The 25,213-nt window shown below is 69.0% G+C and carries 25 protein-coding genes, 1 other RNA gene and 1 pseudogene; 11 read left to right on the top strand and 16 right to left on the bottom strand.

The window, feature by feature from the left end; all coding sequences use genetic code 11:
- Positions 1-1,018: 1,018 nt before the first annotated feature.
- Positions 1,019-1,741, bottom strand: coding sequence for a helix-turn-helix domain-containing protein (locus AB0K03_RS25310; RefSeq protein ID WP_364689019.1), 723 nt, complete (start codon positions 1,739-1,741; stop codon positions 1,019-1,021).
- Between the two features lie 138 nt (positions 1,742-1,879).
- Here AB0K03_RS25310 and AB0K03_RS25305 point away from each other — a divergent pair, with 138 nt between their 5' ends.
- The 3 genes from AB0K03_RS25305 to AB0K03_RS25295 are packed head-to-tail and all read left to right on the top strand — an operon-like array spanning position 1,880 to position 3,197.
- Positions 1,880-2,116 carry a hypothetical protein gene (locus AB0K03_RS25305; protein ID WP_364689018.1) on the top strand — a complete coding sequence of 79 codons (237 nt, stop codon included), beginning with the start codon at positions 1,880-1,882 and terminating at the stop codon, positions 2,114-2,116.
- Between the two features lie 46 nt (positions 2,117-2,162).
- Positions 2,163-2,645, top strand: a complete 483-nt coding sequence (locus AB0K03_RS25300; protein ID WP_364689015.1) for a GntR family transcriptional regulator — start codon at positions 2,163-2,165, stop codon at positions 2,643-2,645.
- Between the two features lie 3 nt (positions 2,646-2,648).
- Positions 2,649-3,197: an HD domain-containing protein gene (locus AB0K03_RS25295; RefSeq protein WP_364689012.1), complete on the top strand. Its 549-nt coding sequence runs from the start codon at positions 2,649-2,651 to the stop codon at positions 3,195-3,197.
- On the opposite strand, the gene AB0K03_RS25290 is transcribed toward AB0K03_RS25295, so the two are convergent.
- From AB0K03_RS25290 to AB0K03_RS25280, 3 genes are read right to left on the bottom strand one after another with little or no spacing between them, the layout of a single operon-like run.
- Complete coding sequence (locus tag AB0K03_RS25290; RefSeq protein ID WP_364689009.1) at positions 3,194-3,643, bottom strand: hypothetical protein; 450 nt, start codon at positions 3,641-3,643, stop codon at positions 3,194-3,196. The two genes, AB0K03_RS25295 and AB0K03_RS25290, sit on opposite strands and share 4 nt — an antisense overlap.
- Positions 3,636-4,115: an NUDIX domain-containing protein gene (locus AB0K03_RS25285; protein ID WP_364689006.1), complete on the bottom strand. Its 480-nt coding sequence runs from the start codon at positions 4,113-4,115 to the stop codon at positions 3,636-3,638. Before AB0K03_RS25285 ends, AB0K03_RS25290 begins: the two co-directional genes overlap by 8 nt.
- Positions 4,115-4,855, bottom strand: a complete 741-nt coding sequence (locus tag AB0K03_RS25280; protein WP_364689003.1) for a DUF5919 domain-containing protein — start codon at positions 4,853-4,855, stop codon at positions 4,115-4,117. The genes AB0K03_RS25285 and AB0K03_RS25280 overlap by 1 nt, the downstream gene beginning before the upstream one ends.
- Positions 4,856-5,301: 446 nt before the next feature.
- On the opposite strand from AB0K03_RS25280, the gene AB0K03_RS25275 reads away from it, so the two are divergent.
- From AB0K03_RS25275 to AB0K03_RS25260, 4 genes and pseudogenes are all read left to right on the top strand, one after another.
- Complete coding sequence (locus AB0K03_RS25275) at positions 5,302-5,496, top strand: hypothetical protein (protein WP_364689000.1); 195 nt, start codon at positions 5,302-5,304, stop codon at positions 5,494-5,496.
- A complete protein-coding gene (locus tag AB0K03_RS25270; protein ID WP_364688997.1) occupies positions 5,496-5,786 on the top strand; it encodes a hypothetical protein in 291 nt (96 codons plus the stop codon). The genes AB0K03_RS25275 and AB0K03_RS25270 overlap by 1 nt, the downstream gene beginning before the upstream one ends.
- On the top strand, positions 5,783-7,483 hold the full coding sequence (locus AB0K03_RS25265; RefSeq protein ID WP_364688994.1) for an FtsK/SpoIIIE domain-containing protein: 1,701 nt from the start codon (positions 5,783-5,785) through the stop codon (positions 7,481-7,483). Before AB0K03_RS25270 ends, AB0K03_RS25265 begins: the two co-directional genes overlap by 4 nt.
- Before the next feature lie 203 nt (positions 7,484-7,686).
- Positions 7,687-8,730: pseudogene (locus tag AB0K03_RS25260) on the top strand (recombinase family protein); the annotation flags it as partial.
- Positions 8,731-9,322: 592 nt separating this feature from the next.
- Here AB0K03_RS25260 and ssrA read toward each other — a convergent pair.
- From ssrA to pruA, 9 genes are all read right to left on the bottom strand, one after another.
- Positions 9,323-9,701, bottom strand: a transfer-messenger RNA (tmRNA) gene (ssrA, locus tag AB0K03_RS25255).
- A 69-nt stretch (positions 9,702-9,770) separates the two neighbouring features.
- The gene (locus tag AB0K03_RS25250) at positions 9,771-10,451 is read right to left on the bottom strand and encodes a cellulose binding domain-containing protein (protein WP_364688991.1); all 681 of its coding nucleotides are present in this window, start codon (positions 10,449-10,451) and stop codon (positions 9,771-9,773) included.
- A 48-nt stretch (positions 10,452-10,499) separates the two neighbouring features.
- Positions 10,500-10,976: an SsrA-binding protein SmpB gene (gene smpB / locus AB0K03_RS25245; protein WP_364688988.1), complete on the bottom strand. Its 477-nt coding sequence runs from the start codon at positions 10,974-10,976 to the stop codon at positions 10,500-10,502.
- A 65-nt stretch (positions 10,977-11,041) separates the two neighbouring features.
- Complete coding sequence (locus tag AB0K03_RS25240) at positions 11,042-12,307, bottom strand: M23 family metallopeptidase (RefSeq protein ID WP_364688985.1); 1,266 nt, start codon at positions 12,305-12,307, stop codon at positions 11,042-11,044.
- Between the two features lie 110 nt (positions 12,308-12,417).
- The gene (ftsX, locus tag AB0K03_RS25235; RefSeq protein ID WP_364688982.1) at positions 12,418-13,293 is read right to left on the bottom strand and encodes a permease-like cell division protein FtsX; all 876 of its coding nucleotides are present in this window, start codon (positions 13,291-13,293) and stop codon (positions 12,418-12,420) included.
- 70 nt (positions 13,294-13,363) lie between these two features.
- Positions 13,364-14,044 carry a cell division ATP-binding protein FtsE gene (gene ftsE, locus AB0K03_RS25230; protein WP_106128051.1) on the bottom strand — a complete coding sequence of 227 codons (681 nt, stop codon included), beginning with the start codon at positions 14,042-14,044 and terminating at the stop codon, positions 13,364-13,366.
- 149 nt (positions 14,045-14,193) lie between these two features.
- Positions 14,194-15,309 carry a peptide chain release factor 2 gene (gene prfB / locus AB0K03_RS25225; RefSeq protein ID WP_364688978.1) on the bottom strand — a complete coding sequence of 372 codons (1,116 nt, stop codon included), beginning with the start codon at positions 15,307-15,309 and terminating at the stop codon, positions 14,194-14,196.
- A 58-nt stretch (positions 15,310-15,367) separates the two neighbouring features.
- A complete protein-coding gene (locus AB0K03_RS25220; protein ID WP_249609223.1) occupies positions 15,368-15,883 on the bottom strand; it encodes a PadR family transcriptional regulator in 516 nt (171 codons plus the stop codon).
- A gap of 276 nt (positions 15,884-16,159) precedes the next feature.
- Positions 16,160-17,788: an L-glutamate gamma-semialdehyde dehydrogenase gene (pruA, locus tag AB0K03_RS25215; RefSeq protein WP_364688975.1), complete on the bottom strand. Its 1,629-nt coding sequence runs from the start codon at positions 17,786-17,788 to the stop codon at positions 16,160-16,162.
- Positions 17,789-17,912: 124 nt separating this feature from the next.
- Here pruA and AB0K03_RS25210 point away from each other — a divergent pair, with 124 nt between their 5' ends.
- Positions 17,913-18,968 carry a hypothetical protein gene (locus AB0K03_RS25210; RefSeq protein ID WP_364688972.1) on the top strand — a complete coding sequence of 352 codons (1,056 nt, stop codon included), beginning with the start codon at positions 17,913-17,915 and terminating at the stop codon, positions 18,966-18,968.
- An 8-nt stretch (positions 18,969-18,976) separates the two neighbouring features.
- Here the strand turns inward: AB0K03_RS25210 and AB0K03_RS25205 are convergent, their stop codons facing one another.
- Both AB0K03_RS25205 and AB0K03_RS25200 read right to left on the bottom strand, forming a co-directional pair.
- The gene (locus AB0K03_RS25205) at positions 18,977-19,438 is read right to left on the bottom strand and encodes a DUF6912 family protein (RefSeq protein WP_364689235.1); all 462 of its coding nucleotides are present in this window, start codon (positions 19,436-19,438) and stop codon (positions 18,977-18,979) included.
- A 140-nt stretch (positions 19,439-19,578) separates the two neighbouring features.
- The gene (locus tag AB0K03_RS25200; RefSeq protein WP_364688969.1) at positions 19,579-19,992 is read right to left on the bottom strand and encodes a rhodanese-like domain-containing protein; all 414 of its coding nucleotides are present in this window, start codon (positions 19,990-19,992) and stop codon (positions 19,579-19,581) included.
- Between the two features lie 93 nt (positions 19,993-20,085).
- On the opposite strand from AB0K03_RS25200, the gene AB0K03_RS25195 reads away from it, so the two are divergent.
- The 3 genes from AB0K03_RS25195 to AB0K03_RS25185 all read left to right on the top strand — a co-directional run bounded on the left by AB0K03_RS25195 (position 20,086) and on the right by AB0K03_RS25185 (position 21,680).
- Entirely contained in the window at positions 20,086-20,550 is a 465-nt protein-coding gene (locus AB0K03_RS25195) for an Lrp/AsnC family transcriptional regulator (protein WP_364688966.1), read from the top strand.
- Positions 20,551-20,668: 118 nt separating this feature from the next.
- Positions 20,669-20,887, top strand: coding sequence for a helix-turn-helix domain-containing protein (locus AB0K03_RS25190; RefSeq protein WP_364689232.1), 219 nt, complete (start codon positions 20,669-20,671; stop codon positions 20,885-20,887).
- 127 nt (positions 20,888-21,014) lie between these two features.
- Entirely contained in the window at positions 21,015-21,680 is a 666-nt protein-coding gene (locus AB0K03_RS25185) for an Rv3235 family protein (protein ID WP_364688963.1), read from the top strand.
- A 566-nt stretch (positions 21,681-22,246) separates the two neighbouring features.
- Here the strand turns inward: AB0K03_RS25185 and secA are convergent.
- On the bottom strand, positions 22,247-25,144 hold the full coding sequence (gene secA, locus AB0K03_RS25180) for a preprotein translocase subunit SecA (protein WP_364688960.1): 2,898 nt from the start codon (positions 25,142-25,144) through the stop codon (positions 22,247-22,249).
- Between the last annotated feature and the right edge of the window lie 69 nt (positions 25,145-25,213).

Here is a 25,213-nt window from a genome sequence, read left to right as displayed (position 1 = left end):
CGCAGCTTGGTCGCTTGATTCGTTCCTGGCGTACTCTATCCTGGGCCGCCCGAACGTAGATATGACACTCGTAGCACATCGTTCCGCTCATGATCGCGAACCCAGGGCGAGCGACTGGTCACCGAATGTTGAAGTCCAGCTGCGTGCTTGGCTCGGTCACCTTCCAGATGGCACGCAGGCGCGAAGTCGCGTGGACTTGGGTACTGGCTCAACCCTTGGGCTTACTGTTCGCCAGCTTGCGGAGGAACCGACCGTCTCGTTCACCTCATTACTGACCCACGGGCAACGCTGGCGCAGCAACGGCGGCTCCGAGTGAGCGCTGCTGTGCTGCATGTCCCCGACTGCCCGTCCTGCGTGCGGGCGGCGGGCCGCGGGGTTCCGGCATCGCCGGGCTCGGCAGGCTCTGCCGACGGGAGCCCTTTCAGTTCGAGCCGCGTCGCGGGCTGCCGAAGGGCTCCGCCACAGCACAGGACTGACAGGCCAAGAACGAACGTTCCCGCACGTCGTCTTCAAACGCGGCCTTCCGCTGCTTACACCTCTAGCAGAGCACCGTGGACGACTTGACATGCCAGGACGTCCGGCTAGACGCGGTGTCGGTGTTGCAACGCGGTCGGCAGAGTCATGGAGCAGCCGGATGTCAGATCGCTAAACATTGGACCGCCGGCTTCCGAGAGGCCCCGGCCGTACGTGACCTGTGAGCTCGTGCGGCCGGGCTGCCCGAGCCGCGAGGACCGGTTATGTATCGTCCGCAGCACAGCAAGCGATCGGGTCACCGACGTGTTCGGCGGTGGTGGGCGCCTTGGACTGCGCGTTGCACCTGTGGCGCTCCGAGTCCTAGCGAGTGTCGTTCCACGGCCGACCGGCTGTCCAAGCGAGCGGCGCCTATTGAGTCTGTGCGTCACCCGAGCGCAACGCCGGCCTGGAACGGACAGACCCTGCCCTTGACCCCGTTACTGACGCCCGCGCAAGCCTGGCGCGGCAGCGGTGGGCGCGGGCCACGTCCTGCTTCAGGCGGACACTAACCGACTACGCGACTCGATGCCCAGACCTGCTCGAACGAGTGGAGGTAGGTGTCCGCCATCCCGTCTCCACACGTTTGACGGAGGTGGAGCACCGGAGCGTGGGACGCCGGTTGTCCGTAGACGTGGGCGTTGACCAGGAGCTGATCGTCAGCGCGGTAGATCGAGTTGTAGAGCACCGTGTCGTGCTGCCTTACCTCGACCGCGGGCTCGTCCGACAGCGCCCGGTAGAGCACCAGCGCATTCCGGATCTTGGCGCTCATGGCTTCCTCGATGCCTTCTTCGGCTCCCCGCCGTTCGACCTGCTCGCCGTTCAAGGCACCGAGCACTATCCGCACATGTACGCCAGCCCGCGCACGTTCGCGAAGCATCCGTTGCGCCGTCGCATCCTCGGCGAGGAAGAGGCCGCTGTATGCCAGGATGCCGATCTCCTGGACAGCCTCACCGAGCAGGCGCCGCCACACCTCTACGGGCACCGCAGACCTCTGCCCGTATATGCAGACCAGCTCGTCCGACGACGCCAGCTCGTCGGGCGGGCCAACCGGCCACAGGTCCGCCTCAGCCCAGCCGGTCATGCGCCGCAGGGCCGTCCGATAGCGCGGATACGGCGTCCGACCAGCCATCCAGCGGTCAACGGTCTTCGGGTCAACGCCTAACCGAGACGCGACATCGTTCCGAGTGAGGCCGGCACCTTTCAGTGCCCGGGCAAGCGGATGCTTCATTCCTCGGACCCCTTCCGGCCAAGGAAACAGACACCCAGCCTACCCAAGACGTCCCTAGACGTCCCACCGCTGCGGTTCACCACGATCGATGCAGACGAGACGCTGAGCGCACGTCTTGCAGCAGGAAAGGTGGCCGTCGTGTCGGTGCAGTCAGGTCCAGAACCGTGGGCTCAGAGGACGGCGGACATCCTCGCGCTTGCGCTGGAGGACGCCGGCTTCGACGTCGGCCGGCACTTCCCACTGCTAACCGGCGCTTTGAATCGTGATGGCGAGGCCATCGTGATCCTCGGCCCTGTGACGCCCGCCGTGGCAGAGCAGCTGGCGAGGATCCTCAACCGGGCGACGGCGGCCGGCGTCGTGGATACGGCCGACTGACAGCTCACCGTTAGGCTCACTGAGGTCAGGAGACCGAAGGAGCCGGGTGAGCGCACGGGCAACCGCATGGGGCGCCTACCACGCCATTGCAGCGGCGATCCGTGGTCGGATCGAGAATGGCGAGTTCCCACCTGGCTCTTTGCTCCCGTCAGAGTCAGCGTTGTGCGGCGAGTACGGCGTCGCCCGGAACACGCTCCGGCGGGCACTCGACGTGCTGGCCGCAGACGGCCTCCTCAGCAGTTCCCCGGGCCGGGGCCGACAGGTCGTCGGGCAGACCGAAGGCGCCGCGGATCAGACGCCGCAGTACCGGCGGATAGCCCGAGAACTCCGAGAGCTGATCGAATCCGGCTCCATACAGCCCGGTGAAGCCATACCCAGCGAAGCGGCTTTGGCTGGACGCTACGGAGTATCGCGGGGCACCGCTCGGCACGCGCTGGCCGAGCTGGAGGGCGCCGGCCTGGTCCACCCTGTCCACGGCAAAGGCCGATTCGTCAGCGACAGGTCGGGGACGAAGTCACCTACCCTCTAGCTTGTGGATCCTGATCAGTGGGCTCGCGACCTGGCCGAACAGTTGCTCGCCGCTGCGCTTCCCCGGCGGTGGAACCACTCGCAGGGCGTGGGCCGCAAGGCGGAGACCGTTGCGCACATCGCGGGTGACGGCGCACATCTTCTGATTTGCTCGGCATGGCTGCATGACATCGGCTACTCCCCCACCGTGCAGGACACGGGACTGCATTCGCTCGACGGCGCCCGGTACCTACGGAATGCGGGCGCGGCCGAGGAGATTTGCTCGCTGGTGGCTTACCACTCCTGCGCGGATATCGAGGCCAGGAACCGCGGCCTGGGAGACGTCCTGGCGGACGAGTTCGCGCCGCCGAACGCCGCACTCCTGGACGCGCTCATCTACTGCGACATGACCACCAGTCCGGACGGCAATCCCGTAGAAGGACGCGCCAGGCTGGACGAAATCTTGCAGCGCTATCCGGAAGGCGACGTCGTCGCCCGGTCCATCAGCGAGGCCACCCCGCGCATCCTTGCGGCGGAACAGCGCGTGCTAGAACTCCTCCGCCAGGCCGGCTAACTGGACTCGCGCAACGTCCCCTGCTCATCACGCCGCCAACGTCGCCCAGCACTGTCCTGGAACTCGATCTCCACCGGCTCAGGATCCCTGTAGGTGCGCAACCAGTCAGACGGCGCCGGCCTGCGGATCGTCTGGCCTGGCGGCACCAGGCCAACGAACTCCACGTTCTCCGTGCCTTCTGCACCGGGCAGGGGCAGCTCAACCTCATAGATCGGCATGGCGCTCGCGTTGTGGATGTGAAAAGCCAGCTCCCGTGATCCGTCCGGGCGTGTGTACAGCTCCACCCACGCGCTGATCTGGGCGGCTTGAGTACGGCGCTCGTCTTCCGTGCGGCTCGCTTCCCGCCGCATCTCTCGACGCAGCAACAGAAAACCTGTGGCGAAGGCGCCTACCGTGCCGAGCGCTGCAAAGACGTCCGCGCCAGCACCGACCCAATCGCTATCCAAGATGCGGGGTCTCGCCCTGCCCCAGGTAGTGCTCCAGACGCATCCGCATCGAGCGATCCATCGTGAGCTGCTGAACATCGGATGGCGAAACCCACACCACCTCGCGCGACTCATCGCTCGGCGTCGGCTGACCACCGATCGGCCGAGCCGTGAAGACAACGGAGAACTCCTGCCGTGCCTCACCGTTGCTGGTGTAGAGGATCACGTGGCGTGGATCCGTGTAGATGCCGACAAGACCCGTGATCTCGACGCTGATCCCCGTCTCTTCCAGCGTCTCCCGGATTCCGGCGTCAGGTAGCGACTCACCAAGATCCATGGCGCCGCCGGGCAGGGCCCAGTTGTCGTTGTCGCTCCGGCGGATGAGCAGGATGTCGCCGGCTTCGTTGACGACGACAACGTTCACCGACGGCACCAGGCTGTTCGCCTTTGGGGCCGTCGGGTCGTCGAAAGAGTCGATGCGGCTGGCTGCCATTACGCCTCGTCCAAGGGTCGGGCTTCGTCCCACACCTTCTCGAAGCTCTCAAGGTATGTCGACACCATGTCGCCGCCGGCCACCCGTCGCAGATGCAGCACGGGCGAGGACGTCGCGGGAGTCTTGTAGATGTGGGTGTTAACCAGGAGCTGGTCATCGGACTGGTAGATCGAGTTGTAGAGCACCGTGTCGTGCAGTCGAAACTCGATGCCGTCCACGTCGCGTAGCGGTCGATACAGCACGAGGGCGTTTCTGATCTTCGCGGCCATCGCGTCGTCTACGCCCTCGTCCTTCCCTCGCTGGGAAACGGAGGGGCTGTCCGGATCGCCGAGGAGTATGCGAACCCGTACGCCTTCGTCGGCCTTCTTCCGGAAAACCCGCTGCACGCCGGCATCCTCCGCAAGGAAGAAACCGCTGTAGACCAGGACCCCGATCTCCCGCTCCGCGTTGGTGAAGACGTTGCGCCACAGCTCGGAAGGCACAGTCCAACGATGCGGGTAGACGTTGACGATCTCGCTCTCTGAGGCGCTGGCGACCTGGTCGCGGGTGAGCGCATCAGGCCAGAGGTACGCCTCATCCACTCCCAGCTTGGCAGCGACCGCGTACCGGTGACGTCGATAGGGCGTACGGCCGCTGATCCATCGCTCGACACTCTTGGGATCGACGTTCAGGGCGGCGGCCAGCTCGACGGGCGTCAGGCCCTTTTCCAAGATGGTCGTGCGCAGGCGTTCGTTCGGCATCGTCTTCTTCGGCTAGGACGTCTAGGGACGGCGAGCGAGCGAGAAAGGGACGTCTGGACAGAAAGCTCACGATAGGCGAGACATCTTCAGCACGTCCAGCCATGACCTGATCACGTCCTGCCGTCTTCCCACATGCTCTACGACATCGAGGCAATCGCCTCGCTCGGAGCACGAAGTCGCGGATCCCGAATCTCCACATAAGACGTCTTGGCCGTCGCGGCACCTCTGAACATGATGTACATGTCTAGGAGTGTCGAGCGGATCGGAGACCGGGGTGCGGCTTCACGAGGAAGGAGGCATCTCATCAACAACCCCCGGTGCATCTGCGGCGCCATCCCGTCCGATCGAAACGGCTCGGCCTGCCGGAAGTGCCTCGCCCGCACCCGTTGGCAGCGACGGAAGGGACACGTACGCCCAGCTCGACGTCACTCGGAAGGGGGTGCGCGTTGACGCTGTCCGTGTCCGCCACGCTCCTGCTGGGCCTGCTCGTCTACCTGCTCTGGCGGTACGCCCGGCTCCCGATCTGGCAAGCGCTGGTCTGCATCGTCTTCGGCTATCTCCTCGCAGCCTCGTCACTCGGCCCGTACCTCGGCGACGCGCTCCGCGGCCTCGCCCGCTTCATCGCCGGACTGCACATCTGATGGACCCCTACCGGAAGGAGGACCGACTCATCGGCCACGTACTCGACCAGGAGGCCATCCGAAACCACCTCGCCCAAGCCCTCGACGCCCGCACACCACTCGCGGTCTGGACGGCGCTCGCGGACATCCCGCTCCTACTCGCTGAGATCGACCGGCTCGGTATACACGCGACCGACGCGCGACTCCTGTACGCCAACCTGCTGGCCGCCGTCCGTGCCGCACTGGCGGCGTACGCCGAAGGCGAGCCAGACCACCTGTCGTACCTTCGCGACGAGATCACGCCGCGATGAGAGCCCTCAACCGGCGGCACCGTCGCTGGCGCAATCGCCATACCCAGCCGGTCCTGCTCGCCCCCAACGAGCCCCGGTTCCTCGACGCGCTCGCGGCCCTGGGCCGCCTGATCTTCCGCTATCGCTCAGAACTCGCACCGATCGGCACGGCTGCGGCCCTGGACGTGGCCGCCCTGTACCTCCATCACCGAGACCCTGCCTGGTGGCCGTGGATCGCCGGGCTATCCCTCTGCGGGGTCGTGGTGTTGCTCCTAAGCCCGCTGGTCGAACGACGGGCGGAACGCCGCTACGCCGCCATCGCGACGGCTGCTGCGGGCGTCTGGCTCAGCATCGCCACAGCGCTGGGACCGGCCCGCGACCCGCTTCAACCAGTACTGCTGCTGATCACCGTCGTTGGTGGCGCGCCCTGGTGGGCGCACCGCCGGCGCCGGGCTCGCGTCCGCGTGGAACGCACCATCGAGGCGTGGCCCGACGTTGCCGAGAAGATCGGTCTGGCTGGCTCCCGCGTCATGTCGGCCGTCGTGGACGCGTGGGGCTGGCGTGCCCGCATCGCCCTGCAAAACGGCCAGACGACGGCCGACGTCATAGCTCGGGTTCCTGCGATCGAGTCCAGCTTCGGCACCCGGCCGGGTGCCGTCCGAGTGGAGGCGGACCCGGCCCACGCGGGACGCGTATCGGTTCGAGTACTGGCGGAAGACCCACATGCCAACGTCCTGCCGTGGCCGGGGCCATCGATTCGGTCCATCGCTGACCCGATCCCGCTTGGCGTCTTCGAGGATGCCGAGCCGGTGCAGATCTCGATCCTGGGTCGGCACGTGCTGATCGGCGGGATCTCGGGCTCGGGCAAGAGCGGCGTCCTCAACACGATCGTCGGCAATCTGGTCGCCTGCGAGGACGTCGAGCTGTGGGGCGTCGACCTCAAGGGCGGCATGGAGTTGCGCCCGTGGGAGTCGTGCCTCAAGGAGTTGGCTACCACCCCGGCCGAGGCAACGGCGCTCATGAAGGAGGCCGTCGCACGGCTCGAACGACGCGCTCGGGCGCTGGGCGACGAGTCGGCACGTATCTGGACGCCCACGCCGCAAGCGCCGGCCCTGGTGGTCGTCGTCGACGAGTACGCCGAACTGCCGGACAACGCACCGGACGCCGTCAAGGCGGCCGACTCTATCGGCCGCAGGGGACGCGCGCCCCTGGTAACCCTGCTGACCGCGACACAGCGACCAACTCAGAAAGCCATGGGCGAGGGCACCATCCGCTCACAGATGGACGTACGCGTCTGCCTGAGGGTCCGTGAACGACGGGACGTCGATCTCGTCCTGGACAAGGGCATGCTCGCCGCCGGCTGGCACGCTCACACGCTCGACGCCCCCGGCAAGTTCCTCATCTCGGCCGAAGGCTTCAACCAGCCACGCCGCGCTCGCGCATTCCTGGTCACCGACGACGACGTCCGTCGCACCGCGGCCAGGTACCCCATCGATCGCACCCTCGAACCCCTACGCCGGGAGCTGGTCACCCTCCCGGATCCCGAACAGACCCTGCGCGAAGCACTGAGCACCGCGCCAGAGGCCGGCCTGTCCGTGCCGGAACTCAAGGACCTCACCGGAATGGGACGCACATGGATCTACGACCGCTTGCAACAGCTCGCCACCGACGGCGAGGCACGCCAGGTCAGCCGGGGCAGGTGGCGTGCGGAGACGTAATCGTCCGCACGGACGTCCGCCGTCACGCGCGCGTCTGCGCCTGTCGACGCGCGGACGGACGACTCGCGGACATCCGTGACGGGCCGCCGCCGAAAGCGGGAGCGGCGCGTGGTGAGGGTCGATGAACACCTCCTCGCCCGCGCTCTGGCCCTCATCGCCGAGGACATAGCCCGAGAACGACAGAAGCGCACCGACGACAAGTGATGGAGGACGACATGGCGCCCAGCACGCGCCGCCACGACCGGCCGACGAGCACCGACCGCAAGCGGGCCTTCGCCTACCTGCGGGTCTCGTCGGCCGGCCAGGTCAACACCGACTACGACCCCGAGGGCATCTCCCTCCCGGCACAACGAGCGGCCGTCCAGCGCCGCGCCGGCGAGCTGGGCGCGGACATCGTCGCGGAGTTCGTGGAGCCGGGACGCTCCGCGACCTCGACGGATCGGCGGCCGGTCTTCCAGGAGATGATGGCCCGCCTCAAGGCCGAGCAGGGCATCGACTACGTGCTCGTCTACGCCCGCTCGCGGCTGCACCGCAACAGCATCGACGCCGCGATCACCAAGCGGGACCTACGCAAGGCCGGCGTCACGCTGATCTCGGTCATGGACTACACCGAGGACAACGCCATCGGAGACCTGGTGGCGACCGTGCTCGACGGCGTCAATGAGTACCAGTCTCGGGCGTCCGGCGCCGACATCGCTTACAAGATGGGCCAGAAGATCATGCGCGGCGGCTCGGTCGGCCGGGCACCGATCGGCTACCTCAACGTCCGCGAGACCTTCGAGGGACGCGAGGTACGGACTGTCGCCGTCGACCCAGTCCGAGGCCCGCTGGTCCGAATGGCCTTCGAGCTGTACGCCACGGGGGGCTACGGCTTCCACGCGCTCATCGAAGCCCTCACGGACGCCGGTCTACGCACCAAGCCGACGCGCCGCTACCCCACTGGCTTGCCCATCTCGATCAACTCGCTCGGCAACCTGCTTCGCGACCGCTATTACCTCGGCCGGGTCGAATACCGAGGGCAGGAGTTCCAGGGTCGGCACGAACCACTCGTGACGCCCGATCTGTTCGAGCAGGTGCAGCAGGCCTTGGAGCTGCGGCGCGCGGGCGGCGTCCGCGAGCGGACTCACAACCACTACCTCAAGGGCGCAGTCTGGTGCGCCCGCTGCAAGCGCCGGCTGATGGTCATGCGTGGCAAGAGCAAGACCGGCGCCCTGCACTTCTACTACTTCTGCCGGGGCCGTCAGCAGCACGTCTGCGACCTGCCCTACCTGCCGATCGCCAAGGTCGAGTCTGCGGTCCTCGACAACTACGCCACGGTGGCTCTGCCCACGGGCCTCGGGGCCAGGATCACGGCTCTGATGGACGACGTGGTCACCGGCTCCCACGAAGCTCAAGCCGAGGTGCAGGCGCGCGTAAGAACCCGGCTGCGAGAGCTGAGCGTGAAGGAGGATCGCTTCCTCGACCTGTTGGGCGACCCGGACTGGCCGCAGGACAAGATCGCGGCGCGGCTGAGGGACGTCCGAGACGAGCGCGCCCGTCTGCAACGGCAGACCGATGACGACCAGGCGCCGGGCTTCGACGCCGCACGGGGTACCGTCGCCCACCTGCTCGACCTGCTGGCGGACCCGGAAGTGCTGTACCGCCGGGCCGGCGAGCGGGGTCGACGGGTCCTCAACCAGGCGTTCTTCGCGAAGCTCTACCTCGACGCCGACGACCAGGGGCCGTACGTGGCGGCCGACGAACTGGCCGACCTGGTGTCTCCGCTGGTCACCTACGTCCGAGACGACAGCGGCACCGCCCTGGTGGGCGGTGCCGCTATGGGTTCAAGTAACAACCCTCTGGTGGAGGTGCCGGGAATCGAACCCGGGTCCTTCGTTGTTTTGTCAGGGCTTCTCCGAGCGCAGCTCACTGTGCCTCTACTCGGCCCCACCGATCATGTGAGCGAGTCGGTGTGACGGGCCCAGTCGCTGATTGATCTCGCCGTGCGGTCCCCGCGACCGGGACCGGTTGGCCAACCTCCTAGCTGATGCCGGAGATCTGAGCCGGAGGTGTGCTCAGTCCGACAGACTTGCTACTTACCTCAGGCGGCAAGAGCGAAGTCAGCGCGGGAGTTATCCTTGGCGCTTATTGGTTTCCGACGACCGATTCTCGAGACGACGTCGGCTTCCTCGGCTCGCTTCCCCTGTCTCCACGTACGAAGTCGAAACCAGTCACCCCCTCGTAGGGCTGCCGCTTCTGCGCCAGCTATGTAAGCCTAACGCGTCCGCTCCCGGGATTCATTCCGGTATCAGGCCCCGCTGCACGGCGTGCCGCCGATGGCGCAGGCGGTGGGGCGTACGGTGCCGCGGGTCTGTTTGGTGGCCTGGAAGCCGAAGCTCATGCCGGCGCCCGGGGCGAGCGGGCCGCCGGTGAAGGTCCAGGTGTTGCCGCCGCCGCTGACCTGGGCGTTCCAGACGTTGGTGACGCGGATGCCGGCGCGGGAGTCGTAGCTGATCGTCACCCGCCAGGTGCCGGGGGCTGCGCCCGTGTTGGTGACCTGGACGCCGGCGATGAGGCCGCGGTCCCAGGTGGCGCCGGTCTGGTAGCGGGCGGTGAAGGATGCGGCGGCCGGCGGTGGGGTGGTGGTACGTACGGGCGCCGGTTTGGTGGTGGCGCGGGCCGACGGCTTGGCCGACGTGCGGGACGGGGACGGCGTCGGGCTCGCTGAGGGCGTACGCGAGGGTGATGCACTGGCCGAAGGCGAGGCCGAGGCCGAAGGCGAGGCGGGGGTCGTGGCCGGCAGCACCGCTCCGGCCTCGACCACCGGCGTCGACGGGGGCACGACCAGCACGGGAGCCTTCGGGTGCTCGCTGGGGCCGGCGGCCCGGACGGCGACCCAGGCGACCAGAATCACGAGCAGGGTCGCGGCCGCCGCGATGAAGGAGTAGCGGGGCAGGCCGAGTTGTCCTGTGGAGTGCTTGCCGGGCAACGGCGGGTCCTTCGCGCGAGACAGCAGGGGGCCCGGCGAGGTTACAGGTCAGTCCATGCCTTTGCTGCGGCGGCCCATCGCGCGCTGGATTTCCTTGTTGGCGTCGCGCGCGGCGAGGTCCTGCCGCTTGTCGTACGCCTTCTTGCCCTTGGCCAGCCCGAGCTCGACCTTCGCGTACCCGTTGTGGAAGTAGACCTGCAGCGGCACGAGGGTGACGCCGTCGTCGCGCAGCTTGCCCATCAGCTTGTGGATCTCCTCGCGTTTGAGGAGCAGCTTGCGGACCCGGCGGGGTTCGTGGTTGGTCCAGGTGCCCTGGGTGTACTCGGGGATGTGCATGCCGTGCAGGAAGATCTCGCCGTGGTTCTCGTGGCCGAACGCGTCGACCAGCGAGGCCCGTCCGGCGCGCAGCGACTTGACCTCGGTGCCGGTCAGCGCCATGCCCGCCTCGTACGTGTCGAGGATGGTGTAGTCGTGCCGCGCCTTGCGGTTCGAGGCCACGACCTTGCGCCCCTGTTCGCGCGGCATGTCCGGGCTCCTTACAGACAAAAGGCCCGGCCGTTCGGCCGGACCTTTCCATCCTAGCGCTCCGGTCAGCAGAGACAGCCGGGCAGATAGCTCAGCGGATTCTTCGGTACGCCGTCGAAGCGCGTCTCGAAGTGCAGGTGGTACCCGGTGGAGGCGCCCGTCGTGCCGACTCTGCCGATGACCTCGCCGCGGCGGACGTACTCGCCGTCGTGGACCAGGATCTTGGACTGGTGGCCGTAGCAGGTGGAGAAGCTGCGGCCCTGCTTCTTGCCGTGGACGATGCAGGTGTAGTTGCCGTACCCGCCGTTCCAGCCGGCCTGGATGACGCGACCGCTCGCCGCCGCGTGGATCGGTGTGCCCCCGGGCGCGGCTATGTCGGTTCCGGCGTGCAGCTGCCACACGTGGTAGTACGGGTCGTACCGGGAGCCGAAGTCGCTCGTCTTCCATCCGTGCACCGGCATGAGCAGGACGCCGCCGGCGTAGCGGCCGCCGCCGTTCTTGTGCGCCCAGCCGCGCAGCGCGTCCTGGATGCGCGCCTCCTCGGCCTTGGCCTGCTCGTACTTGGCCAGGACGGCGGCGCGTTGGGAGCGGGCGACGCGCAGGGCTGCCTTGCGGCTCTGCGCGAGCTCGATGACGGCGGCGCGGGCGCGCTGGGCAGCCGCCTGCGCGTCGCGCGCCGCCTTGAGCTTGTCCGCGGCCTCGCGTTCGGCGTCCTCGGCGGCCTGCTTGGCCAGGCCGGCCCGGTCCTGTTCGACGCGGGCCTCCCGGCGGGCCACCATGAGCTCGTCGACGTCCTCCTGCTGCGAGCGCATCACCTGGTCGATGAGGCCGAGCCGGTCCATGGCGTCCTGCGGGCCGCGCGCGCCGACGAGCACGTTGACGGTGGCGAAGTTGCCGCCCTTGTACGAGGCGGCGGCGATCTCGTTGACCCGGTCGTGCGCCTGGTCGACCCGGCCCTGGGCCAGCTGGAAGCTCGACGCGGTCTGCTCGTACGCCGCCCGGGCCGCGTCGGCCTTGCGCCGGGCGGTGGCCGCCTGCACGGACGCGGCGGCGACCACACCGCGGGTCTTGGCGACCTTGGTCTGAGCCGCCGGGAGGGCAGCGGTGGCCGCCTCCAGGCGCCGGGCGGCGTTGCGGGCCGTCACGGTGGCGTCCTCGAGGATCGCCTCCGCCCGGTCCACCGCCCGGCTCGCCTTCTTGGCGTCGGCGGCGCTGGGGTCGGCGTACGCGGACCCGGGGGCGGCGAGCGCGAGGCCGGCGGCGCAGAGCACGCTCAGGCCAGCGGTCAGCGCGGTACGGAACCGGCGATGTCGACGACGATAGGACTCCACGAAGAGTCACCGTACCCTGACGTAACGTCACTAATCGCCGAAATCCCCCAGAACGGCCATCGCCGCGCCTTCCCGTACGGGAGGGCGCGGCGATGGGCGAAACGGCTCGTTCAGACCTTCAGGTAGAACCGGAGGGTGATCCACGCGGTGATCGCACTGACGCCGGCACCGACCGCGGCGAGCAGTGGCAGCATCAGCCAGACGTTGCCGTCGGGGATCGGCGTCAGCACGTTCGTCAGCGCCTGCAGGCGGCCGTCGAGCAGCACCACCTTGCTGACGAAGATGAACACGAAGCCGAGGATCGCGCCGATCAGGCCGGCGACCACCGCCTCGAGCACGAACGGCGCCTGGATGAACCAGTTGGACGCGCCGACGAGTTTCATGACCGCGACCTCGCGGCGCTTGCTGTACGCGGCCACCTGGATGGTGTTACCGACGAGCATCAGCGCCGCCAGGGCCATGAAGGCCGCCACCACCAAGGCCATCACCTGGATCGCGTTGAAGATCTTGAAGACCTTCTCGAGCAGCTCGCGCTGGTCGACGATGTCCTGGATGCCCTGCTGGGTCTTGATCTGGTCGGCGAAGGCCTGGTACTGCTCCGGGTCCTTGAGCTTGACGCGGAACGACTCCGGCAGGCTGTCCGGCCCGACCGACTTGACGAAGTCCGGCGAGTCCGCCCAGAGCACCTGGAACTTCTTCCAGGCGTCCTCGCGGCTCTCGTAGGTCTTCTGCTGCACCAGGGGGCTCTGGTCGATCGCCTGGTTGATCGCGCTGCGCTGGGCCTCGGTGACGTCCTCACGCAGGAAGATCGAGACCTCGATCTCCCCGTAGTAGTAGTTCTTCATCTGGTCGACCTGCATGTACATCAGCACGCTGGCGCCGAGCATGGTCAGCGACACCGACATGGTGATGATCATGGCGATGGTCATCGTGACGTTGCGCCACAGGCCGACCAGCACCTCGTTGAGGACGTACTTGAAACGCATCGGGGGTTCCTTCCGGGACTCCGCGTTCGTAGATCAGGACTGCAAGATGAGCGGGCGCGGCCCGGTTGGTTCAGCCGTACACACCGCGGGCCTGGTCGCGGACGATCCGCCCGCTCTCGATCTCGATGACCCGGCGGCGCATCTGGTTGACGATGTTGGAGTCGTGCGTGACCATCACGACCGTCGTGCCGGTCCGGTTGATCCGGTCGAGCAGGCGCATGATCTCGATGGAGGTGTCCGGGTCGAGGTTGCCCGTGGGCTCGTCGGCCAGGAGGATCAGCGGCCGGTTCACGAAGGCCCGGGCCACCGCGACGCGCTGCTGCTCACCACCGGAGAGCTCGTGCGGGTAGCGGTGCTCCTTGCCGCCGAGGCCGACGAGCTCGAGCACCTCGGGCACGACCCGGCGGGCGACCGCCTTGGTCTTGCCGATGACCTCGAGCGCGAACGCCACGTTCTCGTACGCGGTGCGGTTGGGCAGGAGGCGGAAGTCCTGGAACACGCAGCCGATCGAGCGGCGGAAGTGCGGGATCTTCCACGACCGCATCGTGGTGACGTCCTTGGAGTTCACCACCACCTTGCCGCGCGAGGGGGCGACCTCGTGCAGCAGGAGCTTGATGATCGTCGACTTGCCGGAACCGGAGGGGCCGATGAAGAAGACGAACTCACCCTTCTCGATACCGACGCTGACATCGTCCAACGACGGCCGAGACGCCTTCGGATACGTCTTCGTCACGTTCTCGAGCTGAATCACGGGTGGAGAGTCTACGCGGTGTAACGAAATCGCCAAGCCCGGCGGTCGCCGTCTTTTGCACGATGTCGGCCGCCGCCGGGGCGTTCCGACACGGGCCGTGAACGCCGCCTGACTCTTCGTTCAGACGGCGTGTCGGCCGGGCCGCCGGCTCAGCCGGCCGCCATCTGCGTCTGCTTGCGCCACCGGATGCCGGCCTCGATGAAGTCGTCGATCTCGCCGTCGAAGACCGACGACGGATTGCCCGTCTCCTGCTCGGTGCGCAGGTCCTTGACCATCTGGTACGGGTGCAGGACGTACGAGCGCATCTGGTCGCCCCACGATCCGGTGGTGTCCTGCTTGAGGCCGGCGAGCTTCGCCTCCTCCTCCTGACGCTTGCGCTCGAGCAGTCGCGCCTGCAGCACGCGCATCGCGGAGGCCTTGTTCTGGAGCTGAGATTTCTCGTTCTGACACGTCACGACGATGCCCGTCGGAATGTGCGTGAGGCGCACCGCGGAGTCCGTGGTGTTAACGCTCTGTCCACCAGGACCCGACGAACGGTAGACGTCCACGCGGAGCTCGTTCTCGGGGATGTCGATGTGGTCGGTCTGCTCGACGACCGGCATCACCTCGACGCCGGCGAAGCTCGTCTGGCGCCGCCCCTGGTTGTCGAACGGGCTGATCCGGACCAGGCGGTGGGTGCCGGACTCGACGCTGAGCGTGCCGAACGCGTACGGGACCTTCACGGCGAACGTGGCCGACTTGAGGCCGGCCTCCTCCGCGTACGAGGTCTCGTACACCTCGGTCGGGTAGCCGTGCCGCTCCGCCCAGCGCAGGTACATCCGCAGGAGCATCTCGGCGAAGTCGGCGGCGTCCACGCCACCGGCGCCGGCCCGGATGGCCACGACCGCCTCGCGGGAGTCGTACTCGCCGGAGAGGAGGGTGCGCACCTCCATCTCCTCGATGGCCTTGTGAAGCTTCACCAGCTCGTCGCCGACCTCGGCGACCGAGTCGGCGTCCCCCTCGGCCTGCGCCATCTCGAGCAGCAGGGTTGCGTCGTCGAGCCGCGTCCGCAGCTTCTCCATCTTCGAGATCTCGCCCGAGACGTACGACAGCCGGGAGTTGACGTCCTGAGCGCGGGCCTGGTCGTCCCACAGGTCGGGGGCGGAGGCCTGCTCCTCGAGCTCCGCCCGGTCCCGGCGCAGCTTGTCGAGGTCGAGCACGTTCTCGATGTTGCGCAGGGTGGCGTCGAGGGCCTTGAGCTGGTCAGGAAAGTCGGCTGCACTCACGACGGTCAAGAATACGCCGCCCGGCCCGTACGCAGGCCGGGCGGCCCATGATGCGTCGTTACTCCGCCGGTGCGGTCTTGAGCCAGCTCAGGGCTGCCTTGTGGTACGCGACCGCGAACTCGAGGGCGGCGGCGCCGTACTGGTCGCCGGCCTTCTTGGCCTCCTTGGCCTGCTCGCGAGCCATGGCCAGGGCCTCCGAGTGGAACTCGTTGGCGCCGGTGTAGAGGTTCTTGAGCTGGCCACCGGCGTGCTGCTGACCGAATGCGACACGCAGCGCGACCGGATTACGGATGGCGTCGCGGCCGGGAGATTCGGTGAGCCACCGGCTGAAGGCACGCTTGCCGGCGGCGGTGATGGCATAGGGCTGGCTGGACCGTGGTCCCGGCTTTCCGAGGCGGACATATCCCATCTCGGCGAGAACCGGCAATTCGCGGTAGACCTGGCTCCGCGTCATCGACCAGTAGGGCCCGAGACGGCGTTCTGCGGCCGCCATGAGCTGTCCGCCGGTCATCGGCCCATCGTGGAGCAGGCCGAGCAGAGCGGCAGCCGTAGGGTTGATCTGAGAGTCGGGCATGCCTTCTAAGCTGCCACTTTGTTGCTCCGGCGTCCAGGATTTCGCCCGATCCGTCCAATTTGCGTCTCCACAAACGACTGTCCCGCACAGACAGTCCGACCACGAGGGTCGCGACCGGGCGTTTCGCCCTTGAGGACGGGTCTCGCGCGGTAAAATGGAGCGCGAAAACGGTCAGACGGCGCTCGAAGTCCGGAACGCTCATAAACGGCGCGGATCGCCGCCCTTTCTTCCCCGGAAAAAGTCTGAAGAAAAGACGACGACCCGCGAACCGGACAATCAGCCCATGTGGGGATACTGCCAGGACGTCGGCGGCTCGAACGTCTCCTTGATGGTCCGCGGCGACACCCACCGCAGCAGGTTCAGCGCCGAGCCGGCCTTGTCGTTCGTGCCGCTGCCGCGCGCGCCGCCGAAGGGCTGCTGGCCCACCACTGCGCCGGTCGGCTTGTCGTTGATGTAGAAGTTGCCGGCCGCATTGCGCAGGGCGGTCGCCGCCCAGTCCACGACCGAGCGGTCGGTGGCGAAGATCGAGCCCGTCAGCGCGTACGGGGAGACCGACTCGGCCTGTGCCACCGCGCCCTCGAAGTCGCCGTCCTCGTAGACGTGCACGCCGAGGATCGGCCCGAAGTACTCGGTCGTGAAGATCTCGTGGGCCGGGTCGCTCGACTCCACCAGCGTCGGCGCCACGAACCAGCCCTCGGCGTCGTCGGCCGTACCGCCGGCCAGCACCGTGCACGCCGCGCTGTTCTTGATCCGGTCCAGCGCCGCCGCGTGCTTGGCGAACGCGCGGCCGTCGATCACCGCGCCGCCGAAGACCGACAGGTCCGTGACGTCGCCGTAGTGGATCGAGGCGACGGTCGCGGCGAGTCGGTCGCGCAGGCCGCCCTCCCAGATGCCGCGCGGCACGTACGCCCGCGAGGCCGCCGAGCACTTCTGGCCCTGATATTCGTACGCTCCGCGGACCAGCGCCGTGTGCAGCGCGTCCACGTCGGCGCTGGGATGCGCGAAGACGAAGTCCTTGCCGCCGGTCTCCCCCACCAGCCGTGGGTACGACCGGTAGCGGTCGATGTTCGAGCCGACCTCGCGCCACAGGTGCCGGAAGGTGGCCGTGGACCCGGTGAAGTGGATGCCGGCCAGGTCGGGGTCGGCGAGCACCACGTCGGAGACCGCGAGCCCGTCGCCGGTGACCATGTTGATGACGCCGGGCGGCAGGCCGGCCGCCTCGAACAGCCGCATCGTGAAGTGCGCCGAGAACTGCTGCGTCGGCGACGGCTTCCAGACCACCGTGTTGCCCATCAGCGCGGGCGCGGAGGGCAGGTTGCCGGCGATCGCGGTGAAGTTGAACGGGGTGATCGCGTACACGAAGCCCTCGAGCGGCCGGTGGTCGAACCTGTTCCAGATGCCGGGCGACGACTGCGGCTGCTCGGCCAGGATCTGTTCGCCGAAGCCGACGTTGAAGCGCAGGAAGTCGATCAGCTCGCAGGCCGAGTCGATCTCCGCCTGGTACGCCGACTTCGACTGCCCCAGCACCGTGGCGGCGTTCAGGGTGTCCCGCCAGCCGCCCGCCAGCATCTCGGCGGCGCGCAGGAACACGGCGGCCCGCTCGCTGTACGGCAGCGCCCGCCACGCCGGAGCGGCCCGCTTGGCGGCGGCCACGGCGGCCGCGGCGTCCTCGTGCGTGGAGTTGCCGGTGACGCCCAGCACGTGGTGCCGCTTGTGCGGCTGGACGACGTCGATCCGCTCGCCGCCGGCCATCCGCTGCACGCCGTCGATCGTGTTGGTCAGCTCCAGCCGCTCGGCGGCCAGGGACTCCACGCGCGCCTGCAGCGAGGCCCGCTCGGGGCTGCCGGGCGCATAGGCGCGTACGGGCTCGTTCCGTGGCACCGGCACGGAAAACTGGGCGTCCATCACGTACTCCTCGACCTCGTGGGTTCGGCTTGTGCGACATCGTGTGTCGGGTCCATCCTCGCATGCGCGCGAGGCCCTCCCCGGGGGTCGGAAAGCGTCGGTGGGCCCGCGTACGCTGAAGGCCATGAGTGAGGCGGACAGCGAGGTCAGGGCGGCCGGAACGGCGCATCAGGGGCCGGATCGGGCGACCTCCCGTGGCCTGCTCCTGGCCCTGGTGGGCGTCCTCTGGGCCGCCGCGATGCTGTGGTCGGCCCGGGCCACGATCACCGGCCGCACGGACGCCGAGATGGAGGTCACCTCCACCGCGTACGCGTTGCCCGGCGCCGTCTCCGCGAGCCTGGTCGCTGGCGCGGCCGTCGCCCTCGCCGTCATGGCGTTCGTCGCCCGCGGCGGGCGCGAGCCCGGGGCCACGATTCGCTTCCTCATCGCTACCGGCGCCGGTCTCGTCGTGGGCCTGCTCGGCGCCGTCTCGATCATCACGATCAACACCGAGGGCTGGATCTACGCGGTCGTCGGCGGCACGGTCGCCGCGGCGGCCACGATCGGCGGCGCGCTGGCCGGCTTCCGCTACCCGCGCGTGATGGCCGCCGTCTGCTGGGGCGCGGTCGCGGTGTTCCTGGTCGGCGTGGTGCTCACCTTCCTGCAGGACGACCTGCTCCCCGTCTTCGGCGCCGGCGACACCTCGGCGTCGCAGGCCGACGCGGCGGGCTACTTCGGCTTCGCGCAGGGCGCGCTCGGCGGCCTGGCGGCCGGCCTCGTCGCCTACCGCTTCCTGCGCCGGGCCCGGCACCGCAGCGACGCGGACCTCCGGTGGCCCCTGTTCGCCCTCGCGGGCGCCGGACCGGGCCTGCTGCTGATTGCCGGCGAGGTCCTGACGCGTACGGCGGGATCGCGGGTGCTGGAGCTCGCCGGGAAGGTCAGCCCGCTCGAACTGACCGTGCAGCAGATGCTCAGTGGCTCCCGGCTCAACAACGGGCTGATCGTGCTGTTCGTGGGCGCGTTCACGGCCATGGTCGCGGTCGGTCGGACGCTGGGCACCCCCGCCGTAGACTCCCCCACGCCGGCGGACCCCGCGCCCGAGGCGCCGGCCCGTGCGGCGACGCCGGCCGACCCGGACGAGATCGAGAAGGCCGCGCGCGAGGACGACCCCGCCGTGGCGGCCACGGCCAAGGACGACTGACCGGGCAGTCAGGTCAGGTCGTCGAGCTCGCTGACCGCGTACCACTCGAGCTCGTGGTCCTCGGCCCCGTCGACCGTGAACTGGGCGTCCGGGTCACCCGCCAGCGCCTCCTCCACCACGTCCGCGGCCGCCGCGACCTGCTCGGCGGCGTCGGCCCCGTCCACGTGGATCGACGCCACCTCCTTGAGGGAGAGGGGCTGCGGCAGCCGCACGGTGCTCGACCCGAGCTCGACGTCCTCGCGGACCAGCGCGGTCGACGCCACGTCGGCGGAGACCACCACCCGCCGCCGCGGGGCCGCCGGATCGTGGCGCAACAGCTGCAGGGCGGCCTGGGCGGCACGGGTGAAGGCGACGTACTCCAGTTCCTCCTCGTCGCCCTCGGCGTACCACTCCCGCAGCGCGGGCGTGACCGCGTGCGCGACCACCGGGACGTCGCCCAGCTGCCCCGACGACTTGAGCGCCGCCAGCATCGGCACGGTGGCGGGCACGTAAACCCGGACCAGATCGGTGATCGGCACTAGCAATCCCCCCGGCGACTCGACCGTCCCTGTAGTACACCGCCGCGCACGCTACCGGAAGGCTTTTCCACAGGTCGTGTCCGTCCTGGGGGTCAACATCCACAGGCGGCGCCGGCGGGGGCGACCAGGGGGTCGGGCGGCAGGGCCACGTCGCCCTCCGGGGTCCGCAACGCGAAACCCTCCCGGATCCAGTACTCGACGCCGCCCAGCATCTCCTTGACCTCGTACCCGAGCCGCGCGAACGCCAGCGCCGCGCGGGTCGCGCCGTTGCAGCCGGGCCCCCAGCAGTACGTGACGACCGGGATCCCACGGTCGACCAGCTCGGCGGCGCGCAGCGGGATGTCGGCGGTGGGCAGGTGAACGGCGCCGGGGATGTGCCCCTGGTCCCAGGCCTGCCGGGACCGGGAGTCGACCAGGACGAAGGCGCCGGGCTCGGCATCGCGGACGTCGGCGACGTCGGTCTGCGTGGCCAGGCGCTCGGCGAAGACTTCCTCGGGAGTACGCATGGCCACGACGCTACGAACGATCAAGCGGCGGCTCCAGAAAACAACCACGGACGATCGACGTTGCCGCCGTGGAATCCCCGGTAGTTTCCCGATGTGGCCGTTGACAGCGCTTTGGACCGTACGGATTGGCGGCTTCTCGCGGAGCTGCAGCGAAACGGCCGTGCCAGTTACGCCGACCTCGCCCGCGCGGTGGCGATGTCGCCGAGCGCTGTCGCGGAGCGGGTACGCCGGCTGGAGGAGACCGGCGTGATCGCCGGCTACCGGGCGCGGATCGATCCGGAGCGGGTGGGGCTCACCGTGATGGCCTTCGTCCGGCTCCGCTACCCGACCGGTAACTACAAGCCGTTCCACGCGCTGCTGGACACCACCCCGGAGATCATCGAGGCGCACCACGTGACCGGCGAGGACTGCTTCGTGCTCAAGGTGCTGTGCCGGTCGATGCGGCATCTCGAGGAGGTCACCGGCCGGATCTCGGGTCTGGGCTCGGTGACGACAAGCGTGGTGTACTCCAGCCCGCTGCCGGGCCGGGCCGTGTCCTCGGCCGACCCCCAGGAGTAGCAGGCACGATCCACAGGGAGAGGGCTGGCCGGTTGCCATCGGCCAAACGATGGCAAACTGAGGCTATCCGAGGAATCGAGCCGGGATTGCGAGCGGAGGAGCCGTGGAGGCCAGGTTCATGCTGCTGTCGGACGTGGCGGCGGAGCTGAACGTGTCCGACTCGCAGGTCTACCACATGGTCCGCAGCGGCGAACTGCCCGCGATCAAGATCGGCGGGCGAGGACAGTGGCGGGTGGAGCGGGCGAAGCTGGAGGAGTACATCCAGCAGAAGTACGCGGAGACCGCTTCATGGGTGCGGGACAACCCGCTCAACGAGCGGGACGCCGACCTGCCCTGACGTTCCGCTCCCGGCTTCCCCCTCGCGTTATCCACAGGACTCGAACCTGGCATTGACGGTGGAGCGCGCCCTCTAGACACTTCTAGTCGTAGGCAAACGAAGGCAAACGCAAGGATCGAGGTGCGGTGTGTCGACGGCGCAGATGACTCGGCAGGACACGAAACCCGCTATCAGGCTCCGGCGGGCGCCCCACAGCGACCCGCCGTACGACGACGAGCGCGAGCCGGATTCCTGGTCCTCGCCACACCAACTCGCCTTCGACCTGGCCCGCCTCCTGCCGACGGCCCCGACCACGACGCCGGCCCCGGCCTTGGCCACGCCCACCGCTCGTCGGCCCCCGGCCCGTCAGGCGCCCGCGGGACCCGCCGCTCCCACCCGGCCGGGGGCGGCGGCCGCCGCGTCCTCGACGGGCGTGTCCCCGGACGCGCGCCTGGCCGTCCGCCGGTTCATCGGTTTGTGCGTCGAGGTGGTGAACGGCTACCGACCGGCAGCGCACCTCCGCAGACTCGCCCAGCCCCGGGAAGCGGCCGCCGTGGTGGCGCAGGGCGTAACAGCCGCGCACAGAGTCGCCGAGGCCCGGCGGAAAACGGCGACTCGCCACGGGACCGAACGGCATCCCCGGTCGCGGCGCCCGGCCCCCGCGGCCGTCGTCAAGGTGAGCCTCTGCGAGCCCCGGCCCGGAGCGGTGGAAGCCGCGGCGGTGCTGGTCATCGGCGACCGGGCGTGGGCGATGGCGCTGCGCCTCGAACGTCACGACGACGTGTGGCTGGCCACGGTGCTGCGCTTGATCTGAGCCGGCAGGACGCCGACCGGCCACGGACCACGCCGGGCCCCCGGGGCGTCCGCTGAGCAGTGCAGGCGGCGGCCGTCCTGGGCCTCACCACCACCAGACCGACGTGGGCCCGCTTCGCCTGCCCGGCGGATCCGGCCGCGAGCGCGCCGACGGCGGCCCGGCGCCGGCGCGAAGGTGGCCGGCGACCGAAGTAGGCCGGCGACCGCGGCAGACCGGTGCCCGAGCAAACCGCCGCCCGAGCAAACCGCCGACCGGGCGAACCTCCGCCCGGGCAAACCGGCGACCGGGCAGACCGGCGACCGGGCAAACCGGCGACCGGGCGAACCTCCGCCCGGGCAAACCGGCGACCGGGCAGACCGCCGACCGGGCAGACCGGCGACGATGATCCGGGGCGGGCCGGCGACGTGACGGCATCGCGGCCGAAGGAAGAGCGGCAGCGAGGAAACGGCGGTGGGAAGCGAACGAGCGCCTGGGCAGCTCGCACGTGGGCAGCGCCCCGGGAGTGGAACGGCCCGGCGCCCGCGAAGCGTTGTCGCGGGCGCCGGGCCGGTCGGTCGGTGGTCCGGTCAGACGGCGCCCGGGGCGCCGTGGCAGCGCTTGTACTTCTTGCCCGAGCCGCAGTAGCAGGGGGCGTTGCGGGAGGGGCCGTTGCTGGCTTCCGCCTGGCCGGAGGTGCGGGCGCCGCCGCTGCGGTGGGCTCCGGTGTGGGCGGGGCTGGCGGGGACGACCGGGGCCGGGCCGATGCCGAGGGCCGGGGCCTGCTGGTCCTGGTGCTGGATCTGCGGGGCGCCGGCGCCGGCTTCGCCGTCGATGGCGGGAGCCGTGTACTGGAGGGCCTGGGGGCGACGGTTGCCGCCGAGGCCCTTGGCGCGGACCTCGACGTGCTGTTCCGGCTCCTCTGCGGTGGGCAGCGGGCGGGCCTGGGAGGCGTCGACCGTGACCGTGGGGGCCTCCTCGACCTGGACCTCCAGGTTGAACAAGAAGCCGACCGCCTCCTCCTTGATGCCCTCCATCATCTGGTTGAACATGTCGAAGCCCTCGCGCTGGTACTCGACCACCGGGTCGCGCTGGGCGTACGCCCGCAGGCTGATGCCTTCCTGCAGGTAGTCCATCTCGTAGAGGTGCTCGCGCCACTTGCGGTCGATCACGGCGAGCAGGACCTGGCGCTCCAGTTCGCGGACCGCCTCCTCGCCGAGCTCGTCCTCGCGGGCCTTGTACGCCCGCTGCGCGTCCTCCTTGATCTGCGCGACGAGGAACTCCTGGTCGAGGCTGCTGCGTTCGCCGCCGGCCTCCTCGATGACGTCCTCGATCGTGAGGCTGAGCGGGAACAGACGCTTGAGGTTCACCCAGAGCTGCTCGAGGTCCCAGTCCTCCGCGTACCCGTCGGAGGTCGCGGCCGTGACGTAGTCGGCGACCACGTCGTCGATCATGTGCTCGGCCTGGTCGTGCATGTCCTCGCCGTCGAGCACGCGCTTGCGCTCGGCGTAGATGACCATGCGCTGCTTGTTGAGGACCTCGTCGTACTTCAGGACGTTCTTGCGGATCTCGGCGTTCTGCGCCTCGATCTGGGTCTGGGCGCTGCGGATCTGGCGGGTCACCATCTTCGACTCGATGGGGACGTCCTCCGGGATGTTGAAGCGCTCCATGACCGCCTCGACCGCGCCGGCGCGGAACCGCTTCATGAGGTCGTCCTGCAGCGACAGGTAGAAGCGGGACTCGCCCGGGTCGCCCTGACGGCCGGAGCGGCCGCGGAGCTGGTTGTCGATGCGGCGCGAGTCGTGGCGCTCGGTGCCGAGCACGTACAGACCGCCGGCGGCGATGACCTGGGCCGCCTCCTCCTCGCAGGCTTCCTTCCAGGCCGGCAGGACCTCCTCGAGCGCCTTCGCGTACTCCTCCGGGCTCTCGACCGGGTCCAGGCCGCGCTGGTGCAGCTCGGCGGAGGCCAGGAACTCGGGGTTGCCGCCGAGCAGGATGTCGGTGCCGCGGCCGGCCATGTTGGTGGCGACCGTGACCGCGCCCTTGCGGCCCGCCTGCGCGATGATCTGCGCCTCCTGGGCGTGGAACTTCGCGTTGAGGACGCTGTGCGGGATGCCCCGGCGGCGGAGCAGCGTGGAGAGGATCTCGGAATTCTCGACCGAGACGGTGCCGACGAGCACCGGCTGGCCGGTGGCGTGCCGCTCGGCGATGTCCTCGATGACCGCGTTGAACTTGGCCTTCTCGGTCTTGTAGATGACGTCCGGGTGGTCCACGCGGATCATCGGCCGGTGCGTCGGGATGCTCACGACGCCGACCTTGTAGACCTGGTTGAACTCGCCGGCCTCGGTCTGGGCCGTACCGGTCATGCCGCCGAGCTTCTTGTAGAGGCGGAAGTAGTTCTGCAGCGTGATGGTCGCCAGGGTCTGGTTCTCCTGCTTGACCTCCACGCCCTCCTTCGCCTCGATGGCCTGGTGCATGCCCTCGTTGTAGCGGCGGCCGTGCAGGATGCGGCCGGTGAACTCGTCGACGATGAGCACCTCGCCGTTCTCGTCGACGATGTAGTCCTTGTCGCGCTTGTAGAGCTCCTTGGCCTTGATGGCGTTGTTCAGGTAGCCCACCAGCGGGGTGTTCACCGACTCGTACAGGTTGTCGATGCCGAGGCGGTCCTCGACCCGGGCGACGCCGCGCTCGGTGATCGCGACCGTGCGCTTGGCCTCGTCGACCTCGTAGTCGCCCTCGCCGTCCTTGCCCTTCTGCAGGCGGCCGACCAGGGCGGCGAACTCGCCGTACCAGCGGGCGGAGTGCTCGCCCGGGCCGGAGATGATCAGCGGGGTGCGGGCCTCGTCGATGAGGATGGAGTCCACCTCGTCGACGATGGCGAAGTTGTGCCCGCGCTGCACCAGCTCGCTCTTCGCCCACGCCATGTTGTCGCGCAGGTAGTCGAAGCCGAACTCGTTGTTGGTGCCGTACGTGATGTCGCACTGGTACGCGGCGCGGTGCTCGGCGGCGGGCCGGTTGGGCAGGATCACGCCCACGGTCAGGCCGAGGAAGACGTGCACCCGGCCGACCCACTCGGCGTCGCGCTGGGCCAGGTAGTCGTTCACGGTGATGATGTGCACGCCGTCACCGCTGAGCGCGTTCAGGTACGCCGGGAAGACGCCGGTGAGCGTCTTGCCCTCACCGGTCTTCATCTCCGGGATGTTCCCGAAGTGCAGGGCGGCACCGCCCATGAGCTGCACGTCGTACGCCCGCTGCCCGAGCACCCGCCGCGCGCCCTCGCGGGCCACCGCGAACGCCTCCACCAGCAGCGAGTCGAGGGACTCGCCGTCGGCGTAGCGCTCCTTGAACTGCTGGGTCTGCTCGCGCAGCTCGTCGTCGGTGAGGTCGGTGTACTCGTCCTCGATCGAGTTGACCGCTTCGGCGATCGCCTTGAGGCGGCGCAGCATGCGGCCCTCGCCGGCACGAAGGACTTTTTCCAAAATCGACACGGGTCAACGCTCCCCTAGACGGTCTGCCGAACCATCGTAGGCGTCTCGTGGGGAAGTCCGTGAGCCGAG

This window comes from Actinoplanes sp. NPDC049316 (genome assembly GCF_040677315.1).
GTDB lineage: Bacteria > Actinomycetota > Actinomycetes > Mycobacteriales > Micromonosporaceae > Actinoplanes.
Note: the sequence above shows the minus strand (reverse complement) of the source record. Positions and strands in the feature narration are given on the sequence as shown.